Origin of the sequence: Leucobacter komagatae (assembly GCF_006716085.1) — a bacterium.
Lineage (GTDB): Bacteria > Actinomycetota > Actinomycetes > Actinomycetales > Microbacteriaceae > Leucobacter > Leucobacter komagatae.
Genome location: NZ_VFON01000001.1, coordinates 1,270,483 through 1,293,574, shown reverse-complemented (window position 1 = coordinate 1,293,574; position 23,092 = coordinate 1,270,483). Strand labels below are relative to the sequence as shown.

Below are 23,092 nucleotides of genomic sequence, written 5' to 3'. Positions count from 1 at the left end.
GACGCTAGCCGCCGTATTCGATGACCGTGCGAATGCCGCGGCCCTTGCGCATCTCGGCGAATGCTTCGTTCACACCGCTGAGGGGGATACGGTCAGTCACCATCGAATCGAGGTCGACGCGGCCTTCCATATAGAGGTCGATGATCTTGGGGAAGTCGATCGACTGGCGGCTCGACCCGTAGTTTGAGCCGATGAGACGCTTCTCCTGGTCGCTCATCACGAACGGGTCAATCGAAATCTTGACGCCGTCGGCGACCTGGCCCACGACGACGGCGGTGCCGCCTCGGCGAATTGCCTCATAGCAGGCCTCGATCGTGAACGGCAGGCCGATCGCCTCGAACGCGTAGTCGACGCCGCGCCCGTCGGTGAGCGCCATGACGGTTTCGACGAGGTCGACCTCGCGGCTGTTGATGGTGTGCGTCGCGCCGAAGGTTCGCCCAAGCTCGAGCTTTTCAGCGCTGACGTCTGCGACGATGATCTGCTTGGCACCGGCCAGCCGGGCTCCCTGCACAACGTTCAGGCCAACGCCGCCGCAGCCGACCACGAGTACGGTGCTGCCCGGTTCGACTCCGGCAGTGTTGGTGACGGCGCCAATGCCAGTGGTCACTGCGCACCCGACGAGGGCTGCTTGCGCGAGCGGGGCATCACGCCGAATCTTGATCGCCGCCGAAGCCGGGACCATGGCGTACTCGCCGAACGAGCCGACCGCGAGAAAGCTCCGCACGTCCTTGTCACCATCGTGCAAGCGAGGCTTGCCGTCGAAGAACACGTGCTGGTATGCGGTTTCGTTCGCGAGCTGGCAGAGCACGGGGCGACCCGCGACGCAGAACTCGCACTTTTGGCAGGAGGGCGTCCACGACAGGATCACGTGGTCGTCGGCCTCGAGGCCGGTGACCTCGGAACCGACGGCCACGACGACGCCCGCGCCCTCGTGTCCGAGCACGAGCGGAGCCGGGGTCTCCCAGTCTCCGTCGAGCGCGTGCAGGTCAGAGTGGCAGACGCCCGACGCTACGAGGCGCACAAGCACCTCCTGCGGGCCAGGCTCCGACGGGATCGTGAGCTCGCGAAGTTCGAGGGGCTCATTCGGGCCGACGAAGACGGCCGCGTTCATGGTGATCATGGTGATCCTTTCGTGTGAATCAGACTGAAAGTGGAGACCAGGTGCGCAGCGCGCGGACGATATCGAGCAGACGCTCGGGCTCGCCGGCGGGGAACGCCGTGGCTTTGAACACTGGGGGAATAAGCACCCACACGTACGAGCCGCCCATCGGAGTGAGCGTGAGTGTGCGCGAGGTGCGAGGGCCCGACACGGTTGCTGCGACGAGGTCCACGCCGCGTAGCCGGTCGCCGACGGAGCTGTTCAGCGCCGTGAGCCTGGCAGCGAGTGCGCCGCCAGCGCCTGGTTGCCCGACCGAGGTGTGGGCGCTGGTGCCGGCCCCGGAACCCGCGCGCACGAACTGCGGGCCACTCCGGGCGCGGTGCGAGAGCTTCAGCCCGGTCGGCACGTCGGACTCGGCCGGAAGGGCGACCGAGAGCGTGAGGTTGTAGACCCGCGAGAACACGAAGTTACCCCCTTCGTAGCTCAACGTGACCTCGAGGCCGTCGGGCGTGCGCGCCGTGACCGAGGTCTGGTCGCTCGCGACGACGTCGCCAAACTCTGTGGCGGTTCTCAAGAGAGCGGCCCGGGCTCGATCAACGATCGGCCCCGAACCGGCGAGCGGGTGCTTACGCACGCGTGCGTTCGTCATCGAACTTCACCATCGGTCTCGCGCTGCAGTGCCGCTGGCGCGGTAAGCGGGGACTCGAAGTCGTCGTCGAGGCTCTCCGAACGCACGACGATGTTGTTCTGCGTGTGCGTGAGGTCGGTCGGAGTGAAGAGCGGGAGCCGATTGCGCTTCAGCCAGATCACAGCGAACAGCGCGATCGCGCCGAGAATGATGGCAGCGCTCGACCAGATGACGATGCGCTGGCTCATGTCGGGGACGATGAACACGATGAGGTACACGCACGACGCGATGCCGAGGATCTGGGGCAGTGGGTAGAACGGCGTCTTGAATGGGCGTCGGGCGTTCGGATAGCGCTTGCGGAGCACGATTACGTCGATCTGGGCGATGATGTAGCTGAATAGCCAGGTCGTGCACGCGATGCTGATGAGGTTGAGGATCAGTTCGATCCCGCCCTTGGCGAACGTCGAGTAGAGCAGCACGGATGCCATGCACGCGGCTGTGACAAGCATGCCGGCCCACGGCACGCGCGTGCGCCGGCTCACCTTGGCGAGCCACTTCGGAAGCAGGCCCTCGTTGGCGAGGCCGTAGAGCATGCGCGGGATCGCCGCGAGGTAGGAGTTACCGGTCGAGAACGACGCGAGGATGGTGACGACGGTCATGATGACGCCGCCCGTCGCGCCGAAGATAGCGGTTGCGCCGACGACGTGCGGGATCGACGAGCTCGCCATCTCAGCGAGGTCGGCGAAGCGCGTCGCGCCCCAGCCGAAGAGCACGTCGACGACGAAGATGGTGCAGACGCCGATGATCATGGCGGCCGGAATCGTCTTCCACGGCTTCTTGACCTCTTCTGCGAGTGGGGCGACGAACTCCATGCCAATGTAGAGCCAGATGGCGACGGCGCCCATCGAAGCCAGTGTGCCCCAGTCGGTGTTGAGTACCGGGTTGTCGACGGGGGTCTGGCTCGTGAAGCCAAACACGCCTGCGAGACCCATGACCGCGAGAATACCCATGAGGCCGAAGACGACCGGGATCTGCACGCGCGCGAAGATGTCGACGCCAGAGATGTTCAGGACGAGCAGGATCGCGAGCAGGATGAATGAGAACGCTGCGGCGGGGAAGCCCGTGAGGCTTTCGAACGAGTCGCCGGCCACCATGAGCTGGGTGCCGCCGTCCGCCGAGACGAGTACGAGGTATCCGCCGAGCACCGCGAGGATGGCTGGGAGCCTGCCGAGTGCCGGGAGCGTGTACTCGCCAACCATGCCGCCGCCGGGCAGCATCGACGCGAGCTCACCGTAGGAGATCGCGACCATTGTGATGATGATCAGGCCGGTGAACGCCGGGATCGCGAACGCGAGCCCGCCGGTGCCGAACCCGTTACCGAGGGAGACCATCGCGGTCCCAGAGACCACGAGTCCTGTTGACGCCGCGTAGGCGGCGCCGAAGCCGAGACTTCGCTTGAGTTTTGTCATACATCGCTCCTTTGCGGTGAGGCCTGTGGCGGCCACACTCAAGCATGCGGAATCTGCGGCGCTCGCGCACTCGACAGTTTGTGCAGATTGCGGAGAGGCGTCGCCGATTTGCTAAGCGTTCCGCGATTCTGGGGTTGTCAAAACGTCGAGTGTTATCCGTTTCATTCGACAGTTTGCCGCAGGGTGGTCAATCTTGTAGGTACCTCAGGGCGAGTGCGAGCTCCGCCCGAGCCTGGAAGTCTTCAAGGTCTGTCCCAGTCAGCACCGAGATCTGCTGCAGCCTCGCCCCGAGCGTGTGCCGATGAATGCTGAGCTCACGCGCGGCAGGAAGAGGGCGTCCGTGATGGCGGAGCCACACTCGCAGCGTCGGGAGGAGGTCGGCGTCATGCTCGGCGTCGTGAGCCGTGAGCGGGCCAAGCAATCTGCGCGCTACGTGTGCCGCCTCAGACGAGTCGATGAGGTCAGAGACACCCTCGCGCCAGATGTCAGGGAAAGCGGTCACTCCCGCGGCCTCCCGGCGCAAGCCAAATTCCGCGGCCTTCTTGGCCTCGTCGAGCGACAGCGCGAGCCCCTCCCAGAGGTCACAGCGCGACCTGCCGAGCGTGAGCGGAAACGTCTCGAGGTGGGCGATTACCCGGTCGGCGTCGCGTTCGCGTGCCAGGACAGCGAGGTCTCCGCGGTACTGGGCAAAGAACATCCCCAAGTCCTCCTGCACCTGAAGTGCCTCGAGTGCGGGGAGTACGCGCGCCGCCTCGACATCTCGCGGCACTCCGACAATCGTTACGAGCGGCACCTGTGGTAGCGGACGCCACACACTCTCGACGATGTGCGAGGTGACGGCAACGTTATCCGAGAGCACGAGCTGCAAGAGCGCCTCGCGGAGAGTCGAGTGCAATCGCTCGAGCGCCTGGTTCTGCTCAAGCGAGACACTCACGAGCGCGAGCACGCTCGACAGCACGTTGCGTGACACGTCGTCGAAGGCTTGGCTGAGGGTGAGGACGAGCATTCCGCTCGGCTCGCCAGGCTCGCCAAGAAGCTGGAGGATCGCCTCGACCTCGGCGGTGACCTGCGCCGAGCGGAAGCGCTGGCCGCCCGCGAGCGTCTCCTGCACGATCGCGGTGAGCTTGGGCTCGGACAGGCGCCTACCGTCAGGGGCGTCGATCACGATGACGGGATGGCCGAGCGGGTCATAGAGCGCGACGCCGCAGCCCAATTGCCTGGCGGTCTCGCGCAGCGTCGCGCTGAGGCCGTCGCGCCTGGTCGCGGCGTTCGCGATCGCTTTCTGCGCGCGCAGTGAGCGCCCGTAGCGTTCGGTTTGGTCGCGCTGCAGCACGCGCGAGGCCTCCTGCAGAATGTCCATGAACGAGATCTCGTACGGTACTTCGAAGAGGATGAGGCCGTGCCGCCTGCAGGCCTGGGCGAGGGGGTGGGGCACCCCGCGGTGGAGTACGTCGCTGCCGAACCCGATGCCGATCACTCCGTGCGCGGCGATGAGCGCCACGTAGTCCTCGTATACGCGCTCGAGGCGTGCGGGGGAGACACGCACCTCAGGGATGGCGGGGTCGGCGGCCTCCGTGACGGGGAACTGCCACCCCAGGGTGAGAATGACCTCTGCCGGGCCAAGGAACGGCGTCGGGTCAACCATGTCTGTGGCATGCAGCCACTCGAAATCGCGGTCGAGTGCCTGGTCGTCCGTCGTGCCCGCCTCGCCACCGACGATGAGGTTCAGGTGGAGCGATGGGTTCTGGAGAAGTTTGCGGAGGCTGAGGGACACGTCACCATCGTAGGCGGGACGCGCGCTCTCGCGGCAAGAAACTGGGCTCAGGCTTGAATGGCAGTTCGGTGAGTGAGATGTCACGTGGTGCCAGGCGTGAAAATGTGCGCATCTTCGAACTGTAGACTGGTGATCCGCGCTCTTGCGCCTCAACTGTGACGCTTCATCTATGCCGAAGGAACCACTCGTGACAAAGCCGGTCGTGCTGATCGCCGAAGAACTTTCGTCCGCTACTATCGCCGCGCTCGGCCCCGATTTCGACGTGCAGAACGTCGACGGTACCGACCGTGATGCGCTCCGATCGGCGCTCGCCACCGCCGACGCGGTGCTCGTGCGATCGGCCACCCAGCTCGATAGCGAGGCGATCGCTTGGGGTTCGAACCTGAAGGTCATCGCCCGCGCAGGTGTCGGCCTCGACAACGTGGATATCAAGGCCGCGACGCAGGCCGGCGTCATGGTCGTGAACGCGCCCACCTCGAACATCATCAGTGCCGCGGAGCTCACCGTCGCGCACATCCTCGGCCTCGCGCGCCACCTGCCGCGCGCGCACGGCTCGCTCTCGGCAGGGGAGTGGAAGCGCTCCTCGTACACCGGCACCGAGCTCTACGAGAAGACGATCGGGATCATCGGTCTCGGCCGGATCGGCGCGCTTGTCGCTGAGCGGCTGCGCCCCTTCGGCGTCGAACTCATTGCTTTTGACCCGTACGTGACGGCGCCCCGCGCACAGCAGCTTGGCGTGCAGCTCGTCTCGCTTGAAGAGCTCGTCGAGCGCTCCGACTTCCTGACGATCCACATGCCGCGCACGCCCGAGACGCTCGGCATGATCGGCGCCGAGCAGCTGAAGGCAATGAAGTCGACCGCGTACGTCGTGAACGTCGCGCGCGGCGGGCTCATCGACGAGGCTGCCCTCGCTGAGGCGCTCACCGCGGGTGAGATCGCTGGCGCGGCGCTCGACGTTTTCGTGCAGGAGCCCCCGGCTGACAACTCGCTTACCGGCCTGCCGAACGTGAACGTCACGCCCCACCTCGGAGCGTCGACCGCTGAGGCGCAGGAGAAGGCCGGCGTCGCGGTCGCGAAGTCGGTTCGACTCGCACTCGCGGGCGACCTTGTCCCCGATGCCGTAAACGTCGCTGGCGCTGGGATCGACGAGTACGTCCGCCCCGGACTGCCGCTCACCGAGAAGCTCGGCCAGGTCTTCGCGGGCCTCGCCGCCGGACCCCTCGCGTCGATCGACATCGAGGTGCATGGTGAGCTTGCCGAGCACCGCGTTGAGGCGCTTCGCCTCGCCGCGCTCAAGGGCATCTTCTCGAAGATTGTCTCCGACCCCGTGTCGTACGTGAACGCCCCGCTCCTCGCTGAGCAGCGCAACGTCGAGGTCCGCTTCTCTGCAGACGCTGTCGCGGAGAGCTTCCGCAACATCATCACGATTCGCGGCTCGCTCACCGACGGCACCCAGCTCTCGGTCTCGGGCACGCTCACCGGCCCGAAGCAGATCGAGAAGCTGATCGAGGTGAACGGGTACGACGTCGAGCTGCCGCTCACCGAGCACCTGCTCGTGCTCAGCTACAGCGACCGCCCCGGTATTGTCGCGACGCTCGGCGGCAAGCTCGGCGACGCCGGCATCAACATCGCAAGCATGCAGATCGCACGCGACGAGAAGCGCGGTATGGCGCTCTCGGTGCTGACGATCGACTCGCCGCTCGCTGAGGATCTCGTTGACTCGCTCGCCGAGTCCATTGGCGCGGAGTCTGCGCGCGCGGTCGCCATCGACGCGTAGTCGCGGCAGCGGCACCCAAGCCGGGGTCGGCCAGGGAAACCTGGCCGACCCCGGCTTTCGCTATTTCTGCTGGTTGATCGTGAACGAGTCGAAGAAGGCGTCGTCGCGCGAAGCCGTTCCGCCCTGAATCAGTACAAAGACCCCGTCGGGCGATGTGACCACCGCATTCAGGAGCCAGGCGGGTTCCTCGCCAAGCCTCACCTCCGTGGCGACTGCGTCAACGCCGGGTAGGTTGAGGGCGACAGAGGAGGCAATGTCGGCACCGATTCCGGCGGCCGAACCCCGAGCGGAGTCTGACGCAGTGAGTCGGGCCGCCGGGTTTCCCGAGAATGATGCCTGATAGAACACGTCGCTGCTCTGGTACGTCGCCAACGTGATCGTGTCGTTGCCGCCGAGCGGGTCTGGTATCTCGGTGATCTCCGGTTCTCCCGGGAACGTCACGCTGAACCCGTCTGGCGAATCATACGTATAGCCGGTGACAGGGTCAGCCGGTGCGTCAGTGGTGTCAGGTCCCGAGTTCTGCTCATGCTGGCTTTCTGCCGGCGCCGCCGGCTGATCCTCCCTCGGCTGGGGCGAGTCAGGGGACAGCGCGCCAGCCAGGCGGAGCGCGAGGTCAGCGCTGAGCTGCGTGGGGTGTGCAGGCGTACCAAACACGAGCCCGGCGAATGCCAGCGGAGCTATGACGGTGCCGACTAGCGCGACTCGGGCCCACCCAGGGAAGGCGCGATTCTTCCGCCCACCGGTAGGCGCGATCGAGACGGTTGGGGCGTGCTCCGCTGGCGCGTCAGGGGAGAACCGTTCGGCTGTTGGCGGCGCAGAGGGCTCGCCAAACGCCTGCGCGGGCTCAGGCTCTGGTTCCGGCTCGGGATCGGGTTCTAGCTCGGGCTCAGGCTCAGGCTCAGGCTCAGGCTCAGGCTCTGAGCTTTCCTCGGGCTCCACGTTCGCGCCGCCGTTGTCCAGTAGGTCATCGGTGAACTGCCGCATGCGCTCGTAGAACTCTTGTGCGGGGCTCTTGCTCTCTGCCGCGGGCGTCTCCGGCTCCGTGGGGGTGCCGCTCGGCGATGCTGGGGGTGATGCCACGTGAACTCCTCGGGGTTACGAACGGGTGGCGTAGCGCCCGCCAGTTCAGTACTTTACCTTCGGTATGTAAAATGTTTAAATTCTGATATTTTAAACCGAGTGAAGCGTTCATGCTTCGCGTCATGCGACGCCGTTCATCGAGGCGATCGCCAGTCATGAGAACAGGACAGATTTCGAGTGAGAATTGTTCACCGCACCTTGATAGCGCTCCTCGCGGGCGCCGCAATCACCGTTGCCGGGGCGGGGGCAGCGCATGCGACTTCCTCGCTTGGCGGCCTTGATGTCGCCGTCAACGGAGACGACTCCCGGCCGGCCGCTGAGCGTGCGTCGGAAGCCATGCCACGTGTTCTCAAGAGCGAGATTGAGGGAACTCCTGATGGGTTCTCGGTCGACCTTGAGTTCCAGCAGGAGTGGTCAGACAGTTGGATCGGCGGCACCCCGCTGTATGTGGGGGCCTACTCGGGCACGCTCAAGGATTTCCCTGCTGACCCGGCAACACTGGGGAGTCATGGCCTGGGGCTGTACGGCGCGCTTCCCAGCAATCACTGGGGTACGGATGCGCGGGCTGCATCCCTCGCGCAGGTTCCCGCGCCGAGCTCGCACTACGCGCCGGCGAGCGCCACGGCGTCTCGGGAGTTCGACGCCGACCGGTCGAAGCCGGTGACCGTTCTCGTGTGGGGGTTTGCGGGAGCGATGAACTTGTCGAACCCTGTTGTCGTCGCGAGCGCTGAGATCTTGCCCTCAGCGACGTTGGTCACCCCGAAGGCGCCAGAACTGAATGGCGGTGTCGTCATCCCTCACACCGAGGGCGTTCGATACGTTGACAGTGCGGGGGCAACCCTGCCTGCTGGGCCGCTCGATCGGACCGGCAGGATTACGGTTACCGCCGTGGCCGAAGACGGATATGAGATTGCGCAGGGCGCAGCGATGAACTGGAGCTTCGACGTGCCCGACGTCACTCCCGCGGTTCCCTCGCCGGTGCCAGCGGTCGACGAGGGCGACCTGGGCGCTGACTACGAGGGGCGGATTGGCGGCCCCGATAGCGCGGTCGCCGGTGGCACCGTTGAGATTGAAGTGGGCGCGCGGTACGCGGGCCAGATGGTCCACGTGTTCATGTTCTCTGAGCCGACCTACCTGGGCGAGCATCTCGTCGACAGTGCCGGCTTCGTGCGCGTGAAGCTCGCCGAAGGGCTGGTCGGGGCGCACCGGCTCGCAGCGTACGACGTCACAGGCGGGTTGATCGGTTGGCAGCGACTGGTCATCGACGGCGGCATGGCGGTCGTCGGTGCGGCCGCGGGCGAGAACGGCATCGTGAACGGTGCGGTCACAGCGCCCCAGGCGAGCGGTTCCGTGCTCGCTGAGACGGGCTCGGCAGACAAGCTCCCGGTCGCGGTCGTCGGTGCGCTGCTGCTACTCGCGGGAGCAGCAGTGAGCTTCGGCGGGCGACATCGCGGCATGCAGACGGCTGCCGGCGCACGTCACGCCGCGCACTAGGTTTGGTCTGGCACGCGGGGCTGGGCCGCATACTGCCGGTCTAGGTGTACTGCCCGGGGAGGTTGCTCGATAGTCGTGTGACTGGCGGGAGCTGCCCGATGGCCGAGTGGGGCCTGTGCTGATTGTAGTAGTGCAGCCACGCGGGGAGCGCTTTCCGTCTCGCCTGCTCTGAAGAGTAGTGCCGACTGTACGCCCACCCGTCCGCGAGGGTGCGATGGAACCGCTCGATTTTCCCGTTGGTCTGCGGCCGGTACGGGCGTGTCCACTTCGGTGTGATTCCCAAGCCGCTGCAGGCATCATGCCAGGCGTGAGAGCGGTACGCGGATCCGTTGTCGGAGAGCACCCGCTCGACCCGCACCCCGCGATCTTGGAACCAGGACACGGCCCGCTGGAGTACTCCGATCGCGGTCTCGGCCCGCTCGTCATCGTGGATCTCGGCATACGCGACTCGGGAGTGGTCATCGATCACGGTGTGCACGTAGGCGTGCCGCATCAGCACGTCACGCCTACGGCTCCGTTCCTTCCCGGGAGTCGCAGCCCGGTTCTTCCCACCCTGGACTCGTCCGACCGTGCGCCAGCCTCCTCCGTCAGGAATGTTGCCGAGCTTCTTCACATCGACATGGATCAGGGAACCCGGATGCGGGTGTTCGTACCTGCGGGCTGGTTCCCCGGTCTTCCGGTCGATGTGGGAGAGCCGGTTCAACCGTTCCCGCACCAAGACTGCGTGAACCGTGGAGGGTGGAAGCTGCAGGAGACCGCCGATCTCGACCGGGCCGAGTCGGCGCGTGATCCGCAGGTGCTTGATCTTCCGCACGATCGGGCGCGGGGTCTGGTTCGGGTGGGCGTGCGGGCGAGAGGATCGGTCGGTCATGCCGGCGATCCCATGCTCGGCGTAGCGGCGAGCCCATTTCTGAGCGGTCGGCCAGGCGACGTGGAAATAGTCAGCGGCGTGCGCGACTGTCCATCCTTCATTGATGATGAGGCGGGCGATGCGGAGTCGTTGGCGTGGGGTCAGGGCTGCGTTAGCGTGGGACACGAGAACCTCCGGTGTAGAGCTGTAGTGGTAGCAGCTCCACTCTGCCCGGAGGTTCTCGTCTCTGTCACGGAGTCCAGATCAAACAACGACCCTGGACACTACATCTAGCCCCGCTTGCGCGCCCTGGGCTGGCGCATCCTGTCGCTCACGAGTAGCGCAGCACAGGCGAGCACCGCCACCGCGATCCCGCTCATCGCGATCGAGCCGTCGGAGAAACCGAGAAACTGGGTCGCAACCGGGTGTGAGGTGCGAACAGGCTCGGTGAACCCCCACCAGCCGTCAGCGCTTCGGTAGTTCGTGAAATGCGAGACGCGGGTGCCACCGAGAGCCTCTGCCATCCGAGGGCGGATGAGCGAGTTGAGTACCACAACGACGCCGAGCGGGGCCGCGACGCACAGGGGGAGTGCAAGCGCTCGGAGTCGGGTTCGCGATCGTGGCATACGGCGAGTGTATCGGCGAGGGATCCACCGCCCGTTCTGAGGGCCCCGATGCTATCCTGGCCTAGCGGGTATCACCCGCATCAATGTTGAATTGAGCCCGTCGGTGGGTGGGCTGGTCTTCGGTGGTGGATCTCTCTGGTGAGTGCCAGGGCGGTCATCTACTGAACATCAGCTCCGAAACGCACCGCCACAGCGCGCCAGCGCTTTCGGACTGCCCCCGCGCGCTCACGTATGTAAGGAGTGCCCGTGGAGGGTCCTGAAATCAAGTTCGCCGAGGCCGTTCTCGACAACGGCAAGTTCGGCAAGCGCACGATCCGCTTCGAGGCCGGCCGCCTCGCGCAGCAGGCGCAGGGCGCGGTCGCCGCGTACCTCGACGAGGAGACCATGCTCCTCTCGGCGACGAGCGCCTCGAAGCAGCCGAAGGATCACTTCGACTTCTTCCCGCTCACCGTGGATGTCGAGGAGCGCTCGTACGCTGCCGGCAAGATCCCCGGCTCGTTCTTCCGCCGCGAGGGCCGCCCCTCGACCGAAGCGATCCTCGTCTGCCGTCTCATCGACCGCCCGCTGCGCCCGTCGTTCGTCGACGGCCTCCGCAACGAGGTGCAGATCGTCGTGACCGTGCTCTCGATCGCGCCGGGTGAGTTCTACGACGCGCTCGCGATCAACGCGGCGTCGATGTCGACCCAGATCTCGGGTCTGCCGTTCTCGGGCCCGATCGCGGGCGTTCGCCTCGCGCTCATCGGCGACCAGTGGGTCGCGTTCCCGAACGTTGAGCAGCTGAAGGACGCGGTCTTCGACCTCATGGTTGCTGGCCGCGTCGTCACCAAGGCTGACGGCACCGAAGACGTCGCGATCATGATGGTCGAGGCTGAAGCCACCGAGGATTCGTGGAACCTCATCAAGGGCGGCGCGACCCGCCCCGACGAGGCAGTTGTCGCGCAGGGTCTCGAGGCGGCGAAGCCGTTCCTCACCCAGCTCGTCAAGGCGCAGGAGCAGCTCGCCGCGCAGTCAGCGAAGGAAGTCCAGGAGTACCCGGTCTTCCTGCCCTACACCGATGAGGTCTACGCAGCGGTTGAGGCACTCGCCGAGACCGAGCTCGCTGGCATCTACCAGATCGCTGACAAGCAGGAGCGTCAGGACGCCGACGACGCGCTGAAGGCGCGCGTCAAGGAGCAGATCGCGGCCAAGGTTGAGGCAGGGGAGCTCCCCGCCGAGGCAGACGGCCAGGTATCGGCTGCCTACAAGTCGGTCACGAAGAAGGTTGTTCGCGGCCGTATCCTCACCGAGGGTGCCCGCATCGACGGCCGTGGGCTTCGCGACATCCGCGCGCTCGACGCAGAGGTGCAGGTCATCCCGCGCGTGCACGGCTCGGCGATCTTCCAGCGCGGCGAGACCCAGATCATGGGCGTCACCACGCTGAACATGCTCAAGATGGAGCAGCAGATCGACTCGCTGTCGCCCATCACGTCGAAGCGCTACATGCACCACTACAACTTCCCGCCGTACTCGACCGGTGAGACCGGCCGTGTCGGCAGCCCGAAGCGCCGCGAGATTGGTCACGGCTTCCTTGCCGAGCGCGCGCTCGTTCCCGTGCTTCCCGCACGCGACGAGTTCCCGTACGCGATCCGCCAGGTCTCCGAGGCTCTGAGCTCGAACGGTTCGACCTCGATGGGCTCGGTCTGCGCATCGACGCTGTCGCTCCTCAACGCTGGCGTGCCGCTGCGCGCCGCTGTTGCGGGCATCGCGATGGGCCTTGTGTCCGACACCGTGAATGGCGAGACGCAGTACGCGACCCTCACCGATATTCTCGGTGCTGAGGACGCGCTCGGCGATATGGACTTCAAGGTCGCAGGTACCTCGGAGTTCATCACCGCGCTGCAGCTCGACACCAAACTCGACGGCATTCCGTCGGACGTGCTCGTCGGCGCGCTCGCGCAGGCGAAGGAGGCCCGCACCGCGATCCTCGACGTCATGGATCAGGCGATCGACGCTCCCGACGAGATGGCGCCCACCGCGCCCCGCGTCATCAGCGTGCAGATCCCGGTCGACAAGATCGGTGAGCTCATCGGGCCCAAGGGCAAGACGATCAACGGTATCCAGGACGAGACCGGCGCTGACATCTCGATCGATGACGACGGCACCGTCTACATCGGCGCCGTCGATGGCCCGTCGGCCGAGGCTGCCCGTCTGCAGGTTAACGCGATCGCGAACCCGCAGAACCCTGAGGTTGGCGAGCAGTACCTCGGTACCGTCGTGAAGAACGCCGCATTCGGCGCGTTCGTCTCGCTGCTCCCGGGCAAGGATGGCCTGCTGCACATCTCCGAGGTGCGCAAGCTCGTCGGCGGGAAGCGCATCGAGTCGGTTGACGAGGTGCTCTCGGTCGGCCAGAAGATCCTCGTGAAGATCACGAAGGTTGACGATCGCGGCAAGCTCTCGCTCGAGCCCGTCATCGAGGAGGCAGCAGCCGAGGCTCCGGCCGAGGCCGCCGCTGAGGCTGACGCCGAGTAACCCTCGAGAATGGACGAAGCGCCCGTCGCTCCCGGAAGGGGGCGGCGGGCGCTTCGTCGTTGCGGGGGATTCGCGCGGGAGGGGCGGCCTACTTGTTTCGGTTCGGGATCAGACCGAACGCGATCCAGAATCCGATCGCGTCGACGACGATTCCGCCGCCGAACAGCCAGATCGCCCACTCGTGGATGCTGAACGCGAGGCCCATGACATAGAAGCCGCCAAAGACGAGGACCATCGCCAGGATGATGAGCGCCACGTCTGACGCGGGCATGCGCGGAGTCGCACTCGGCTCGAACAGGGACTCGGGTGCGGGCTTCTCGGGGGCAGATTCGCCGAGCGACATAACTTACCTCACTAATAGTTTGGGCACAAACGAATGCTGTGCGAAATAAGTATAGGCGAGTCGGCCGAAATGCGCGACAATAAGAGCATGAATGACGTGGATCCGCTACTGCTCGAGCGCCAAGTATGCTTCGCGCTCTCTGTCGCGTCGCGAAGTGTGATTGGCGCCTACAAGCCCGTTCTTGACCCGCTCGGAATCACGCACCCGCAGTACCTCGTCATGCTCGCGCTGTGGGAGCACAAGCAGCTCTCGCTGAACGGGCTGGCGCACCTGCTCAGCCAGGAGCCCTCGACGCTCTCGCCGCTCGTGAAGCGGCTTGAGCGCGAGGGGCTCGTCGCGCGGGTGCGCAGCGCGAGTGACGAGCGGAAGCTCGAGATCACCCTTACCGCCGAAGGCGAGGCGCTCCGCGAGCGGGCGATGGCCGTGCCTGGGGAGATGGCGCGTCGGCTCGGGATGAGCATCGAGGAGCTCACGAACATCCACCAGTCGATGCTCAAGCTCGTTGATGCTGCGAAGCGCGCCGGGGACGTCGACGCCGCCGCGGGCTCCGCTGGCCTCGGCGAGACCGCCTAGGGCGCTCCGGCCTCTTTCCCCGCCGAGGCGGGCTAGTCTGGAGGGATGCGCGAACCCATCCTGTTTCCCCTCGACCTCCCCGAACTCTCCGTTGAGCTTGGGGGTGGCACGATCCGCCGCACCGTCCACCCGAGTGGCCTGCGCATCCTCACGGAGCACATGCCGGCCGCGCGGTCTGCGACCGTCGGTTTTTGGGTCGGCGTCGGCTCGCGCGACGAGCAGTCGGAGCGCAGCGATGCGCCGGGCAGCCTCGGGTCAACGCACTTCCTCGAGCACCTCTTGTTCAAGGGCACCCCAAGCCAGGACGCCTACGAGATAGCGACAAGCTTCGATCGAATCGGCGCCGAACATAACGCGCTCACCGCGAAGGAATACACCTGCTACTACGCGAAGGTGCGCGACGCTGACTTCGAGCACGCAGTGGGCTCACTCGCCGACATGGTGACGAACTCGCTGCTCGACGCCGAGGAGTTCGAGATGGAGCGCGGCGTGATTCTCGAGGAACTCGCGATGGCCGCGGACGACCTCGGCGACGTCGCGAGCGAGCGCTTCTTCGAGGAGGTGCTGAAAGACCACCCGCTCGGGCGGCCGATCGGCGGCAACCCTGACACGATCCGCGCAGCGAACCGCGATGACGTCGACAGGCACTACCGCGACCGGTACGATCCCTCGACGCTCGTCGTCACCGCGGCGGGCGCCGTCGATCACGACAGGCTCGTCGAGATGGTGCTCGCCGCGCTCAACGCGTCGCACGAGGAGCGCTGGCACACCGACCGTGCCGGAGTTCCCGAGCGCCGTGAGCGCGGCAACCTGGAGCCCGTCGACACGCGCGAAGCCGGGGAGGGGTTCGTGACGGTCGAGCGGCCGAGCGAGCAGATCAACCTGCTGCTCGGTGCACCCGGCTTCGTTGCGGGCGACCCGCGCAGATTCGCCTTCGGCATGATGAACTCGGTACTCGGAGGGGGGATGTCGAGCCGGCTCTTCCAAGAAATCCGCGAGAAGCGCGGGCTCGCCTACACGACGTACTCGTTCGGGGCCAGCTACTCTGACGCGGGCCTCTTCGGTATTTTCGCTGGCAGCGCCCCCGAGAAGACGGCGCAGGTCATCGAACTGAGCAAGCAAGAGCTCGCCAAGATCGCGGCAGACGGCATCACCGATGAAGAGTTCGAGCGGTCGCTCGGGCAGATCGCAGGGTCGTCGGCCCTCGCCCTCGAAGACACCGAGACCCGCATGGGCCGCCTCGCGCGTGCGGAGCTCGGAGCCGGTGAACTCTACGACCTCGACACCTCCCTCGAACGCTTCGAGGCGGTGACGGCCGACGAGATCAAGGCCGTTGCGACCTACTTCGCGAACACCCCACTCACGGTCGTCGCAGTCGGTGACACCGGGAAGATGACCCGCTAAACGGCGTCGGCGCCGCGACCGCCCCGTGGGAAGGTCGCGGCGCCGACGTGCGCGCTGCGTCGCTCGCGTGCTACTCGCCGCGCAAACGGCGAAGCCCCGCGCGCCAGTAGCGCTGGATCGTCGGGATCCGCTTCCCCTCGTACTTGCCGAGGATCGAGGGAATGAGCTGCTTCGTGCCTTCAGTGAGCGCGTAGTGCTCCTCCTGCGAACGGCGGCGGGTGATGAGCATGCCGACGTCGACGCCGGTCGAGACGATCTCCCCGGGACCGCTGCTGCGGAACCAGAACGCCTCGTCAGGCTCGGAGATCTCCTGCCAGTCGATGTCGGGCGAGATGAACTCGAGCGAGCCGCCGGCGCCAACCCGGTACCGGCCCGTGCGGGGTGCGACGGCGGTGCGCTCCGTCTGGTCGCGCTGGTGCTGGATGACGAGCGTGCTCCACGTCTGCCCCGCGACGGCGGCCGCGCTCTCGGCGTGGATCGTCTCGAGGTCGAGCGTGAAGTCAGTGCCCGAGTACTCCAGCACGTGGAATGCGAAGAGCGGCAGTGCGGGGTGCGTCTCCGTCGACCCCGGTGCCGTCGACAGGCCCTGCAGGTTTGAGTGCGACGACGAGCCGCTGATGCGCGGGTTGAGCTCGCCGAGGTAGACCTCGCCGGTGTCGGTGTCGAGCAGCGTGCTCACCTCGAGGATGCCGCGGTAGCCCTCTTGCGCGAGCCTGTCGCAGAAGCGCTGCACGACGTCCGAGACACGGGCTCGCGTCTCAGCGCTCACGAGCGACGGGTACATCTCGCTGCCCGCCCAGCCGCCCTTGTACCGGGTGAGTTCGGGGTGGCCGGTGATCTCGCGGAGCACGGGGCCCACGACCGTTCCAGCGCTCGTAATGACGGCCTCCGTCGCGAGCGGCTGGTGGTTGATGTAGCGCATGACCTTGATCGTCGGCGCAGACGCGCCAGCGCCTGCGATCTCGCCAGCGATTCGGTCAAAGTCGGCTCGCGACGAGACAAAGTAGGTCGTGCGGCCAGAGTCACCGTACGGCAGCTGGATGACGAGGTTGTCGCCGAGGTTGTGCTGCTCGGCCTGCGCGCGCAAATCATCCCAGCCCGAAATCGTGGTGAGCATGTTCGGCACGCTGAAAGTCTCTGCCTCGTTGCCGAGCTCCGTGGTGACGATCTTCGAATCAAGATGCTTCCGCAGCTTGATCGACGGCATGATGAGCTCGTACCCGAGCTCGGCGCAGAGCCGCTCCGACTCCTCGTCGAACATCGCGATCGCGATTTGCGGGGTGTAGCCGGCCGGAGTGTGCTTGCGGATGTGCGCCTGCACCTGGTCGTTCTGCAGTAGCCAGTTGACGACATTGATGTTGCCGCGCGGCTCGAGCTTCGGAACGTTGCTCGGGGAGAAGCAGCGCGGGTTCGCGCCGTCCCAGCTGTCGCTGAGCGTGATGTAGCGGAATCCGTTGACAGCGCGGTCAACCCCGAGGAGGTTCGTCGCGCTGCGGCTGAGGTAGAACACGGGTTGCGGGGACTCTGCGAGGTACTTCTTGATCTCGTCGAGCGTGCGGAGCGTCGCCTTCGGGCGCTGAGCGGCAGTCATACATCGAGGCTACCGCAGCCGTGCCTCGCTAGACTCGAAACATGAGTGCGAGTGTGACGAGTGTTGCGGTTGCTGGGGCGTCAGGGCGGCTCGGTACGTTGATCTGTGATGTGGTCGAAAGCCACCCCGATTTCGAGCTCGCAGCGCGGCTGTCGAGCCGGAGCACGGCCGAGGAAGGCGCTGGCGCCCAGATCTTCGTTGACGTCACGACGCCCGAAGCCTCGCCTGCAATCGTCGAGCGTGCGGTGAGGCGCGGGCAGAAGGTGCTCGTCGGCACAAGCGGTTGGTCGTCCGAACGGATCGCCAGCCTGACTGACCTCGTAGCAGAGGTGCGGGGAGCGGGCGTGATCGTTGTGCCCAACTTCTCGCTCGGTTCCGTCCTTGGCACCGCACTCGCCCAGATCGCAGCGCCGTACTTCGACTCAATCGAGGTCATTGAGGCGCACCACCCGGCGAAAATCGATTCGCCATCCGGCACGGCCGTGCGCACGGCCGAGCTCATGGCGGGGGCTCGGGAGCGGGCCGGTCGCGGCCCGGCCCAAGCGCCATTCGCTGACCAGCGAGCCCGCGGCGAACTCGTCGCAGGGATCCCGGTGCACAGCCTCAGGCTCGCTGGCGTCGTGGCGAGGCAGGAGGTCAGGTTCGGCGGGGCCGGTGAGGTGCTTACCGTGCAGCATGACACCGTGTCGAACGAGAGCTACGTTGCCGGGATCCGCGCGGGCCTCGAGGCCGTGCGCGACGCGGCCGGCCTCACCGTCGGGCTCAACCGCGTGCTCGGTCTCGGAGCGGACCTGTGAGCCCGCGCACTCGCGCCATCCTTGGCGTGTCCCTCATGAGCGCGCTTCTTGTGCTCTACTTCGTGTTCGCCGGGTTTAAGGCCATCGCCCTGCTCGGTACCGGCGACCCTGTCGCGGTCATCATGGGCGTCGCGTTGCTCATCTTCCCCTTGATCGGGGTGTGGGCGCTCGCGCGAGAACTCATGTTCGGGTTTGCATCGACGAAGCTCGTGGACGAGCTGGCCAACACCGATGACCTTCCCGAGGAGCTCGTGGACGTCGAGGTGACTCGCGCAGAGGTGCGCCAGGTTGCTGACGCCGCGTTCCCGAAATACCGGGAGGCCGCTGAGGGCCCCGGTGCCGGCTGGCGGGAGTTTATGCGGCTCGGGCTCGTGTACGACGCGGCGGGCGACCGAAAACGCGCAAGAAGTGCGATTCGACAAGCGATTTCGTTGAAGCGCGACTAATTTCGTTCAATTTCGATGGCGAATTAGGGCATATGGCCCGAATCTGCTTACAATCTTCCGCGTACACGATGGCCAGCCCACAAGGCACGAGGCCGTTGAAATCCGATGGAGGACGATAGAACGCGATGAGTAAATACGACCTCGGCGACGCCGATCCGGCTACCCGAACACTCGATTCAGTTTCGGGAATCAGTAAGAAGGGTCTCGAGTCCGGCACCGTGGGTGTGATGGGTGCGCTCGTCATTGGTCTCTCGGTGTGTGCGCCGGCGTACACGCTGACGTCGGCGATCGGCCCGGCCGCTTCTGAGGTCGGCTACCAGACTCCCGCGATCTTCCTCATGGGCTTCCTGCCTATGCTGCTCGTGGCAATTGGCTACCGCGCACTCAACACCGCAATGCCAGACTCGGGCACCTCGTTCACGTGGGCGACCCGCGCGTTTGGGCCCTGGATCGGCTGGATGGCCGGCTGGGGCCTCATTGCTGCCACCGTGCTCGTGCTCTCGAACCTCGCGGGCATCGCCGTCGAGTTCCTGTTCCAATCGATCGCGATCATTGCTGACAACCCCGACATCGCGCTGCTGTCGGGCAACAAGTTCATCAACATCGCCGTCTGCCTCGGCTTCATGGCCGTCGCAACCTTTATCTCGTACCGGGGCATGACCTCGACGAAGATCTTCCAGTACATCACCGTGTTCTTCCAGGTCGCGGTCATGCTCTGGTTCGCTACCGCGATGTTCATCGGCGCAGCTGACCCGGCAAACACCGAGGGCCGCATGCCCGAGCTCTCGTGGTTCAACCCGCTTGAGGTCTCAAGCTTCAGCGCGTTCGCAGCGGGTATCGCCGTCTCGATCTTCGTCTACTGGGGCTGGGACACCGTGCTCACCATGGGTGAGGAGACGAAGAAGTCGAAGGGCCGCGTCTCCACCGAGAGCAAGGCCGCGATGATCCTCGTGCTCATCCTCGTCGTCATGTACGTCGGCACCGCAGCGGCAACCGTCGCATACGCGGGCATCGGTGACGGCCCGACCGGCCTCGGCAACTCCGACATCGCCGAGAACGTCTTCGCAGCACTCGCGCACCCCGTCATGGGCCCCGCTGCGATCTTCCTGTCGCTCGCGATCCTCGTCTCGGCGATGGCTTCGATCAACTCGACGGCGATCTCGCCAGCGCGCACGCTGCTCGCGATGTCCCACTACGGCGCCATCCCCGCATCGATCAAGAAGATCCACCCGAAGCACAAGTCGCCGTACGTCGCGCTCTTCCTCTCGTCGATCGTTGCCTCGGTGTTCTACGCGATCATGCGCTTCATCAGCGAGGACGTGCTGTGGGACACCATCACCGCCCTCGGCATGATGGTCTGCTTCTACTACGGCATCACCGCGCTCGCGAGCACCTGGTACTTCCGCAAGCAGGCGCCCCGCGAGGGCTTCGGATCGGTACTGTCGAAGGTTATCCTCCCGGGCCTCGGCGGCCTGCTGCTCCTCGTCGTGTTCGTGCAGACCACGATCGACAGCCTCGACCCCGCTGCGGGCTCGGGCAGCAACATCGCGGGCATCGGGCTCGTCGGCCTGATCGGCATCGTCATGCTGGGCCTCGGCGTCGTGCTGATGCTCATCCAGTCGCGCTTCTCGCCCCGCTTCTTCAAGGGACAGGTGCTCAGCACGACTGACGCGACGAACGACACCTCGGCTATGGAACTGTTCGACGACGGCCTCGACGGCTAACGTCTCACCTCACAGGCCCGCGCTCGCGCGGGCCTGTGGTGTATCTGGGCCCTCCGCGCCGATGCCCAGCCCTACCCGCTCACCCTCAGCCCCTCACTCCTTGTCCTTGGGATCTGCAATAGCAATGCCGCTGGGGCTTGGGGACGGGCAGACCTTCTGCATATCGCATACGCTGCGCTTGGGCGGGGCCACACCCCGCGCCGAAGCCCCACCCCGTATCCCTGGGATCTGCAATAGCAATGCCGCTGAGGCTTTGGGGTGGGCAGACCTTCTGCAGATCGCATACGCTGCGCTTGGGCGGGGCCACACCCCGCGCCGAAGCCCCACCCCGTATCCCTGGGATCTGCAATAGCAATGCCGCTGAGGCTTTGGGGTGGGCAGACCTTCTGCAGATCGCATACGCTGCCCTTGGACAGCACCAGCCAGCCAAGCCCAGCCCAGCCAAGCCAAGCCCACACCCGAGCGCTGTACCATTGAGTGCATGAGTGCAGCTGCGATTCCCACACCGTACGAAGACCTCCTCCGGGAAATTCTCGAGCACGGCACCCCGAAGTCAGACCGCACGGGCACGGGCACCCGCAGCCTCTTTGGCAAGCAGCTCCGCTTCGACCTGTCAGAGTCGTTCCCCCTGATCACGACGAAGCGCGTCCACTTCAAGTCGATCGCGATCGAGCTGCTCTGGTTCCTCCGCGGCGACAGCAACATTGCCTACCTCACCGAGAACGGCGTGAGCATCTGGGACGAGTGGGCCGATGACGCGGGCGAGCTCGGCCCGGTGTATGGCGTCCAGTGGCGCTCCTGGCCGACCCCTGACGGCGGCCATATCGACCAGATCTCCGAGATCGTCGAGCAGATTCGCACCAACCCCGACTCGCGCCGCCTCATCGTGTCGGCCTGGAACGTCGCTGACATCCCCGACATGGCGCTCGCGCCCTGTCACGCCTTCTTCCAGTTCTATGTGGCCGACGGCAAGCTCTCGTGCCAGCTCTACCAGCGCTCCGCAGACATGTTCCTCGGAGTGCCGTTCAACATCGCGTCGTACGCACTGCTCACCCTCATGGTTGCGAAGCAGACAGGGCTCGAGCCGGGCGAGTTTGTCTGGACGGGCGGCGACTGCCACATTTACGACAACCACGTCGAGCAGGTCACGACGCAGCTTGAGCGCGAGCCCTTCCCCTACCCGCAGATGAAGATCGCGGGCCGCGACTCGATCTTCGACTACGAGTACGAGGACTTCGAGGTCGTCGGTTACGAGCACCACCCCGGCATCAAGGCCCCGGTCGCGGTATGACGACGCTCGGCATGATCTGGGCGGAGGCCCGCGGCGGCGCGATCGGCCGCGACGGCACGATGCCGTGGCACCTACCCGAAGACCTCGCACACTTCAAGCGCGTCACCCTCGGCGCGCCCGTCATCATGGGGCGGCGCACCTGGGAGTCGCTGCCCGAGCGCTTCCGCCCGCTGCCGGGGCGCGAGAACGTCGTGGTCTCCCGCGATCCTGATCTCGTCATCGACGGCGCCCAGACCGCGACCTCGCTCGAAGACGCGATTCGGCTCGCCGGCGGCGACCGCGCGTGGATCATGGGCGGAGGCCAGCTCTACCGCGACGCGATGCCGTTCGCGCACGAGCTCGTCGTCACTCGGATCGACATGGACGTGCCCGACGCCGACACCTTCGCGCCCGAGATCGGTGCCGAGTGGACGCTCGACGGCGGGGGAGAGGCTCTCGTCGCGGCGAGCGGGCTCGGCTACCGGTTCGAGCGCTATCTGCGCGAGGCCGCCGCGTAGCGGAAGCAGGATCACCGGCAGAGCCCCTGAGGCGCGCCCGGTTGTGCCCGCGTTCGCAGGGCGGAGAGTGTCGCGCGGCGCGGATTTCGCAGCGCTGGCCGTATCGCGGTGACCGATCCGGTAGCCTAGTGAGGTGGCAAACGTAGAGAATCCTTTCGGGCAGGTGCTCGTCGCTCTCATCACCCCCTTCGACTCCGACGGTGAGGTTGATTGGGCTGCGACCGAACAGCACATTGAAGATTGCATCGTGAGTGGCGCTGACGGCATCGTCGTCACCGGCACCACTGGCGAGACCTCGACTCTTACGGACCCAGAAAAGCTCAAGCTCGTCGAGGTGGCCAAGTCGGTCAGCAGCGGGCGAGCGAAGATCATCACCGGCGGCGGCTCGAACGAGACCGCGCACGCGATCGAGATGTACAAGGCGAGCGAGCGTGCCGGCGCAGACGGCGTCATGATTGTCACCCCGTACTACAACAAGCCCACGCAGGCGGGGCTGCTCACGCACTTCCGCATGGTCGCCGACGCGACCGACCTGCCCGTGATCCTGTACGACATCCCGGGGCGCGCTGGCATCCCGATCAAGTACGAGACGATCCTGCGGCTCGCGAAGCACCCGAACATCCTCGCCGTCAAGGACGCGAAGGGAGACCTCAGCGAGGTCAGCCGGGTGCTCAACCAGACCGACCTCATGTACTTCTCGGGCGACGACCCCAACGTGCTGCCGCACCTGTCGATCGGGGCGACCGGCCTCATCGGTGTGACCGCGAACATCGCGGCGGCGCCCTACCGGGTGATCGTTGACGCCGTGAACGCGGGCGACCTTCACACCGCCCGGGCCGCGCACCAGCAGCTCGAGCCGCTCGTTCGCGCGGCGATGACGCACGTGCCCGGCACGGTCGCCGTCAAGTACATCCTTCACGGCCTCGGCCGCATCTCGAGCCCCCGCGTTCGGCTCCCGCTTGTCGGGCCCGAAGAGTGGGAGGCCGCGCTCATCGAGGACGACCTGTCGCTCGTGCGCGACGTGCCAGGCGTCGACCTTTCAAACTTCAGGCCGGACCGCAACGCGGCTGCCGGCGGTGCTCTGCCCAAGATTGCAGGCACCACCCGCTAATAACAGGAGG

At 65.9% G+C, this 23,092-nt stretch carries 20 protein-coding genes; 11 read left to right on the top strand and 9 right to left on the bottom strand.

Features of this window, described 5'->3' with window-relative positions:
* Positions 1-4 precede the first annotated feature (4 nt).
* From FB468_RS05965 to FB468_RS05950, 4 genes are all read right to left on the bottom strand, one after another.
* Complete coding sequence (locus FB468_RS05965) at positions 5-1,120, bottom strand: Zn-dependent alcohol dehydrogenase (protein ID WP_141886535.1); 1,116 nt, start codon at positions 1,118-1,120, stop codon at positions 5-7.
* Positions 1,121-1,139: 19 nt separating this feature from the next.
* Positions 1,140-1,748: a DUF3156 family protein gene (locus tag FB468_RS05960; RefSeq protein ID WP_141886534.1), complete on the bottom strand. Its 609-nt coding sequence runs from the start codon at positions 1,746-1,748 to the stop codon at positions 1,140-1,142.
* On the bottom strand, positions 1,745-3,196 hold the full coding sequence (locus tag FB468_RS05955; protein WP_141886533.1) for an APC family permease: 1,452 nt from the start codon (positions 3,194-3,196) through the stop codon (positions 1,745-1,747). Before FB468_RS05955 ends, FB468_RS05960 begins: the two co-directional genes overlap by 4 nt.
* A 187-nt stretch (positions 3,197-3,383) precedes the next feature.
* The gene (locus FB468_RS05950; protein WP_170219640.1) at positions 3,384-4,970 is read right to left on the bottom strand and encodes a PucR family transcriptional regulator; all 1,587 of its coding nucleotides are present in this window, start codon (positions 4,968-4,970) and stop codon (positions 3,384-3,386) included.
* Positions 4,971-5,157: 187 nt separating this feature from the next.
* Between FB468_RS05950 and serA the strand changes: the two genes are divergently transcribed.
* Positions 5,158-6,747, top strand: a complete 1,590-nt coding sequence (serA, locus tag FB468_RS05945; protein ID WP_141886531.1) for a phosphoglycerate dehydrogenase — start codon at positions 5,158-5,160, stop codon at positions 6,745-6,747.
* 60 nt (positions 6,748-6,807) lie between these two features.
* Here the strand turns inward: serA and FB468_RS17080 are convergent, their stop codons facing one another.
* A complete protein-coding gene (locus FB468_RS17080; RefSeq protein ID WP_170219639.1) occupies positions 6,808-7,827 on the bottom strand; it encodes a hypothetical protein in 1,020 nt (339 codons plus the stop codon).
* 177 nt (positions 7,828-8,004) lie between these two features.
* Between FB468_RS17080 and FB468_RS05930 the strand changes: the two genes are divergently transcribed.
* On the top strand, positions 8,005-9,321 hold the full coding sequence (locus FB468_RS05930) for a hypothetical protein (RefSeq protein WP_141886529.1): 1,317 nt from the start codon (positions 8,005-8,007) through the stop codon (positions 9,319-9,321).
* Positions 9,322-9,361: 40 nt separating this feature from the next.
* On the opposite strand, the gene FB468_RS05925 is transcribed toward FB468_RS05930, so the two are convergent.
* Both FB468_RS05925 and FB468_RS05920 read right to left on the bottom strand, forming a co-directional pair.
* Positions 9,362-10,357 carry an IS481 family transposase gene (locus tag FB468_RS05925; RefSeq protein ID WP_141886528.1) on the bottom strand — a complete coding sequence of 332 codons (996 nt, stop codon included), beginning with the start codon at positions 10,355-10,357 and terminating at the stop codon, positions 9,362-9,364.
* Positions 10,358-10,461: 104 nt separating this feature from the next.
* Positions 10,462-10,797 (bottom strand): hypothetical protein, encoded by a 336-nt coding sequence (locus tag FB468_RS05920; RefSeq protein ID WP_141886527.1) that lies wholly within the window; start codon positions 10,795-10,797, stop codon positions 10,462-10,464.
* Between the two features lie 246 nt (positions 10,798-11,043).
* On the opposite strand from FB468_RS05920, the gene FB468_RS05915 reads away from it, so the two are divergent.
* Positions 11,044-13,305, top strand: coding sequence for a polyribonucleotide nucleotidyltransferase (locus FB468_RS05915; RefSeq protein WP_141886526.1), 2,262 nt, complete (start codon positions 11,044-11,046; stop codon positions 13,303-13,305).
* Positions 13,306-13,393: 88 nt separating this feature from the next.
* Here FB468_RS05915 and FB468_RS05910 read toward each other — a convergent pair whose 3' ends face one another.
* Positions 13,394-13,648 carry a hypothetical protein gene (locus FB468_RS05910; protein WP_141886525.1) on the bottom strand — a complete coding sequence of 85 codons (255 nt, stop codon included), beginning with the start codon at positions 13,646-13,648 and terminating at the stop codon, positions 13,394-13,396.
* An 87-nt stretch (positions 13,649-13,735) separates the two neighbouring features.
* Between FB468_RS05910 and FB468_RS05905 the strand changes: the two genes are divergently transcribed.
* Positions 13,736-14,221 carry a MarR family winged helix-turn-helix transcriptional regulator gene (locus FB468_RS05905; RefSeq protein WP_141886524.1) on the top strand — a complete coding sequence of 162 codons (486 nt, stop codon included), beginning with the start codon at positions 13,736-13,738 and terminating at the stop codon, positions 14,219-14,221.
* Between the two features lie 45 nt (positions 14,222-14,266).
* A complete protein-coding gene (locus FB468_RS05900) occupies positions 14,267-15,625 on the top strand; it encodes a M16 family metallopeptidase (RefSeq protein ID WP_141886523.1) in 1,359 nt (452 codons plus the stop codon).
* Positions 15,626-15,695: 70 nt separating this feature from the next.
* On the opposite strand, the gene FB468_RS05895 is transcribed toward FB468_RS05900, so the two are convergent.
* Positions 15,696-17,216 carry a biotin carboxylase gene (locus FB468_RS05895; RefSeq protein WP_141886522.1) on the bottom strand — a complete coding sequence of 507 codons (1,521 nt, stop codon included), beginning with the start codon at positions 17,214-17,216 and terminating at the stop codon, positions 15,696-15,698.
* Positions 17,217-17,257: 41 nt separating this feature from the next.
* On the opposite strand from FB468_RS05895, the gene dapB reads away from it, so the two are divergent.
* The 6 genes from dapB (at position 17,258) to dapA (ending at position 23,082) form a co-directional block, all read left to right on the top strand.
* Positions 17,258-18,013, top strand: a complete 756-nt coding sequence (gene dapB / locus FB468_RS05890) for a 4-hydroxy-tetrahydrodipicolinate reductase (protein WP_141886521.1) — start codon at positions 17,258-17,260, stop codon at positions 18,011-18,013.
* Positions 18,010-18,459 (top strand): hypothetical protein, encoded by a 450-nt coding sequence (locus FB468_RS05885; protein WP_211359090.1) that lies wholly within the window; start codon positions 18,010-18,012, stop codon positions 18,457-18,459. Before dapB ends, FB468_RS05885 begins: the two co-directional genes overlap by 4 nt.
* 125 nt (positions 18,460-18,584) lie before the next feature.
* Positions 18,585-20,183 carry an APC family permease gene (locus tag FB468_RS05880; RefSeq protein ID WP_141886520.1) on the top strand — a complete coding sequence of 533 codons (1,599 nt, stop codon included), beginning with the start codon at positions 18,585-18,587 and terminating at the stop codon, positions 20,181-20,183.
* A gap of 481 nt (positions 20,184-20,664) precedes the next feature.
* Positions 20,665-21,474, top strand: a complete 810-nt coding sequence (locus tag FB468_RS05875; RefSeq protein ID WP_141886519.1) for a thymidylate synthase — start codon at positions 20,665-20,667, stop codon at positions 21,472-21,474.
* On the top strand, positions 21,471-21,971 hold the full coding sequence (locus FB468_RS05870) for a dihydrofolate reductase (protein WP_141886518.1): 501 nt from the start codon (positions 21,471-21,473) through the stop codon (positions 21,969-21,971). Before FB468_RS05875 ends, FB468_RS05870 begins: the two co-directional genes overlap by 4 nt.
* Before the next feature lie 133 nt (positions 21,972-22,104).
* The gene (gene dapA / locus FB468_RS05865) at positions 22,105-23,082 is read left to right on the top strand and encodes a 4-hydroxy-tetrahydrodipicolinate synthase (protein WP_141886517.1); all 978 of its coding nucleotides are present in this window, start codon (positions 22,105-22,107) and stop codon (positions 23,080-23,082) included.
* Positions 23,083-23,092: the final 10 nt, after the last annotated feature.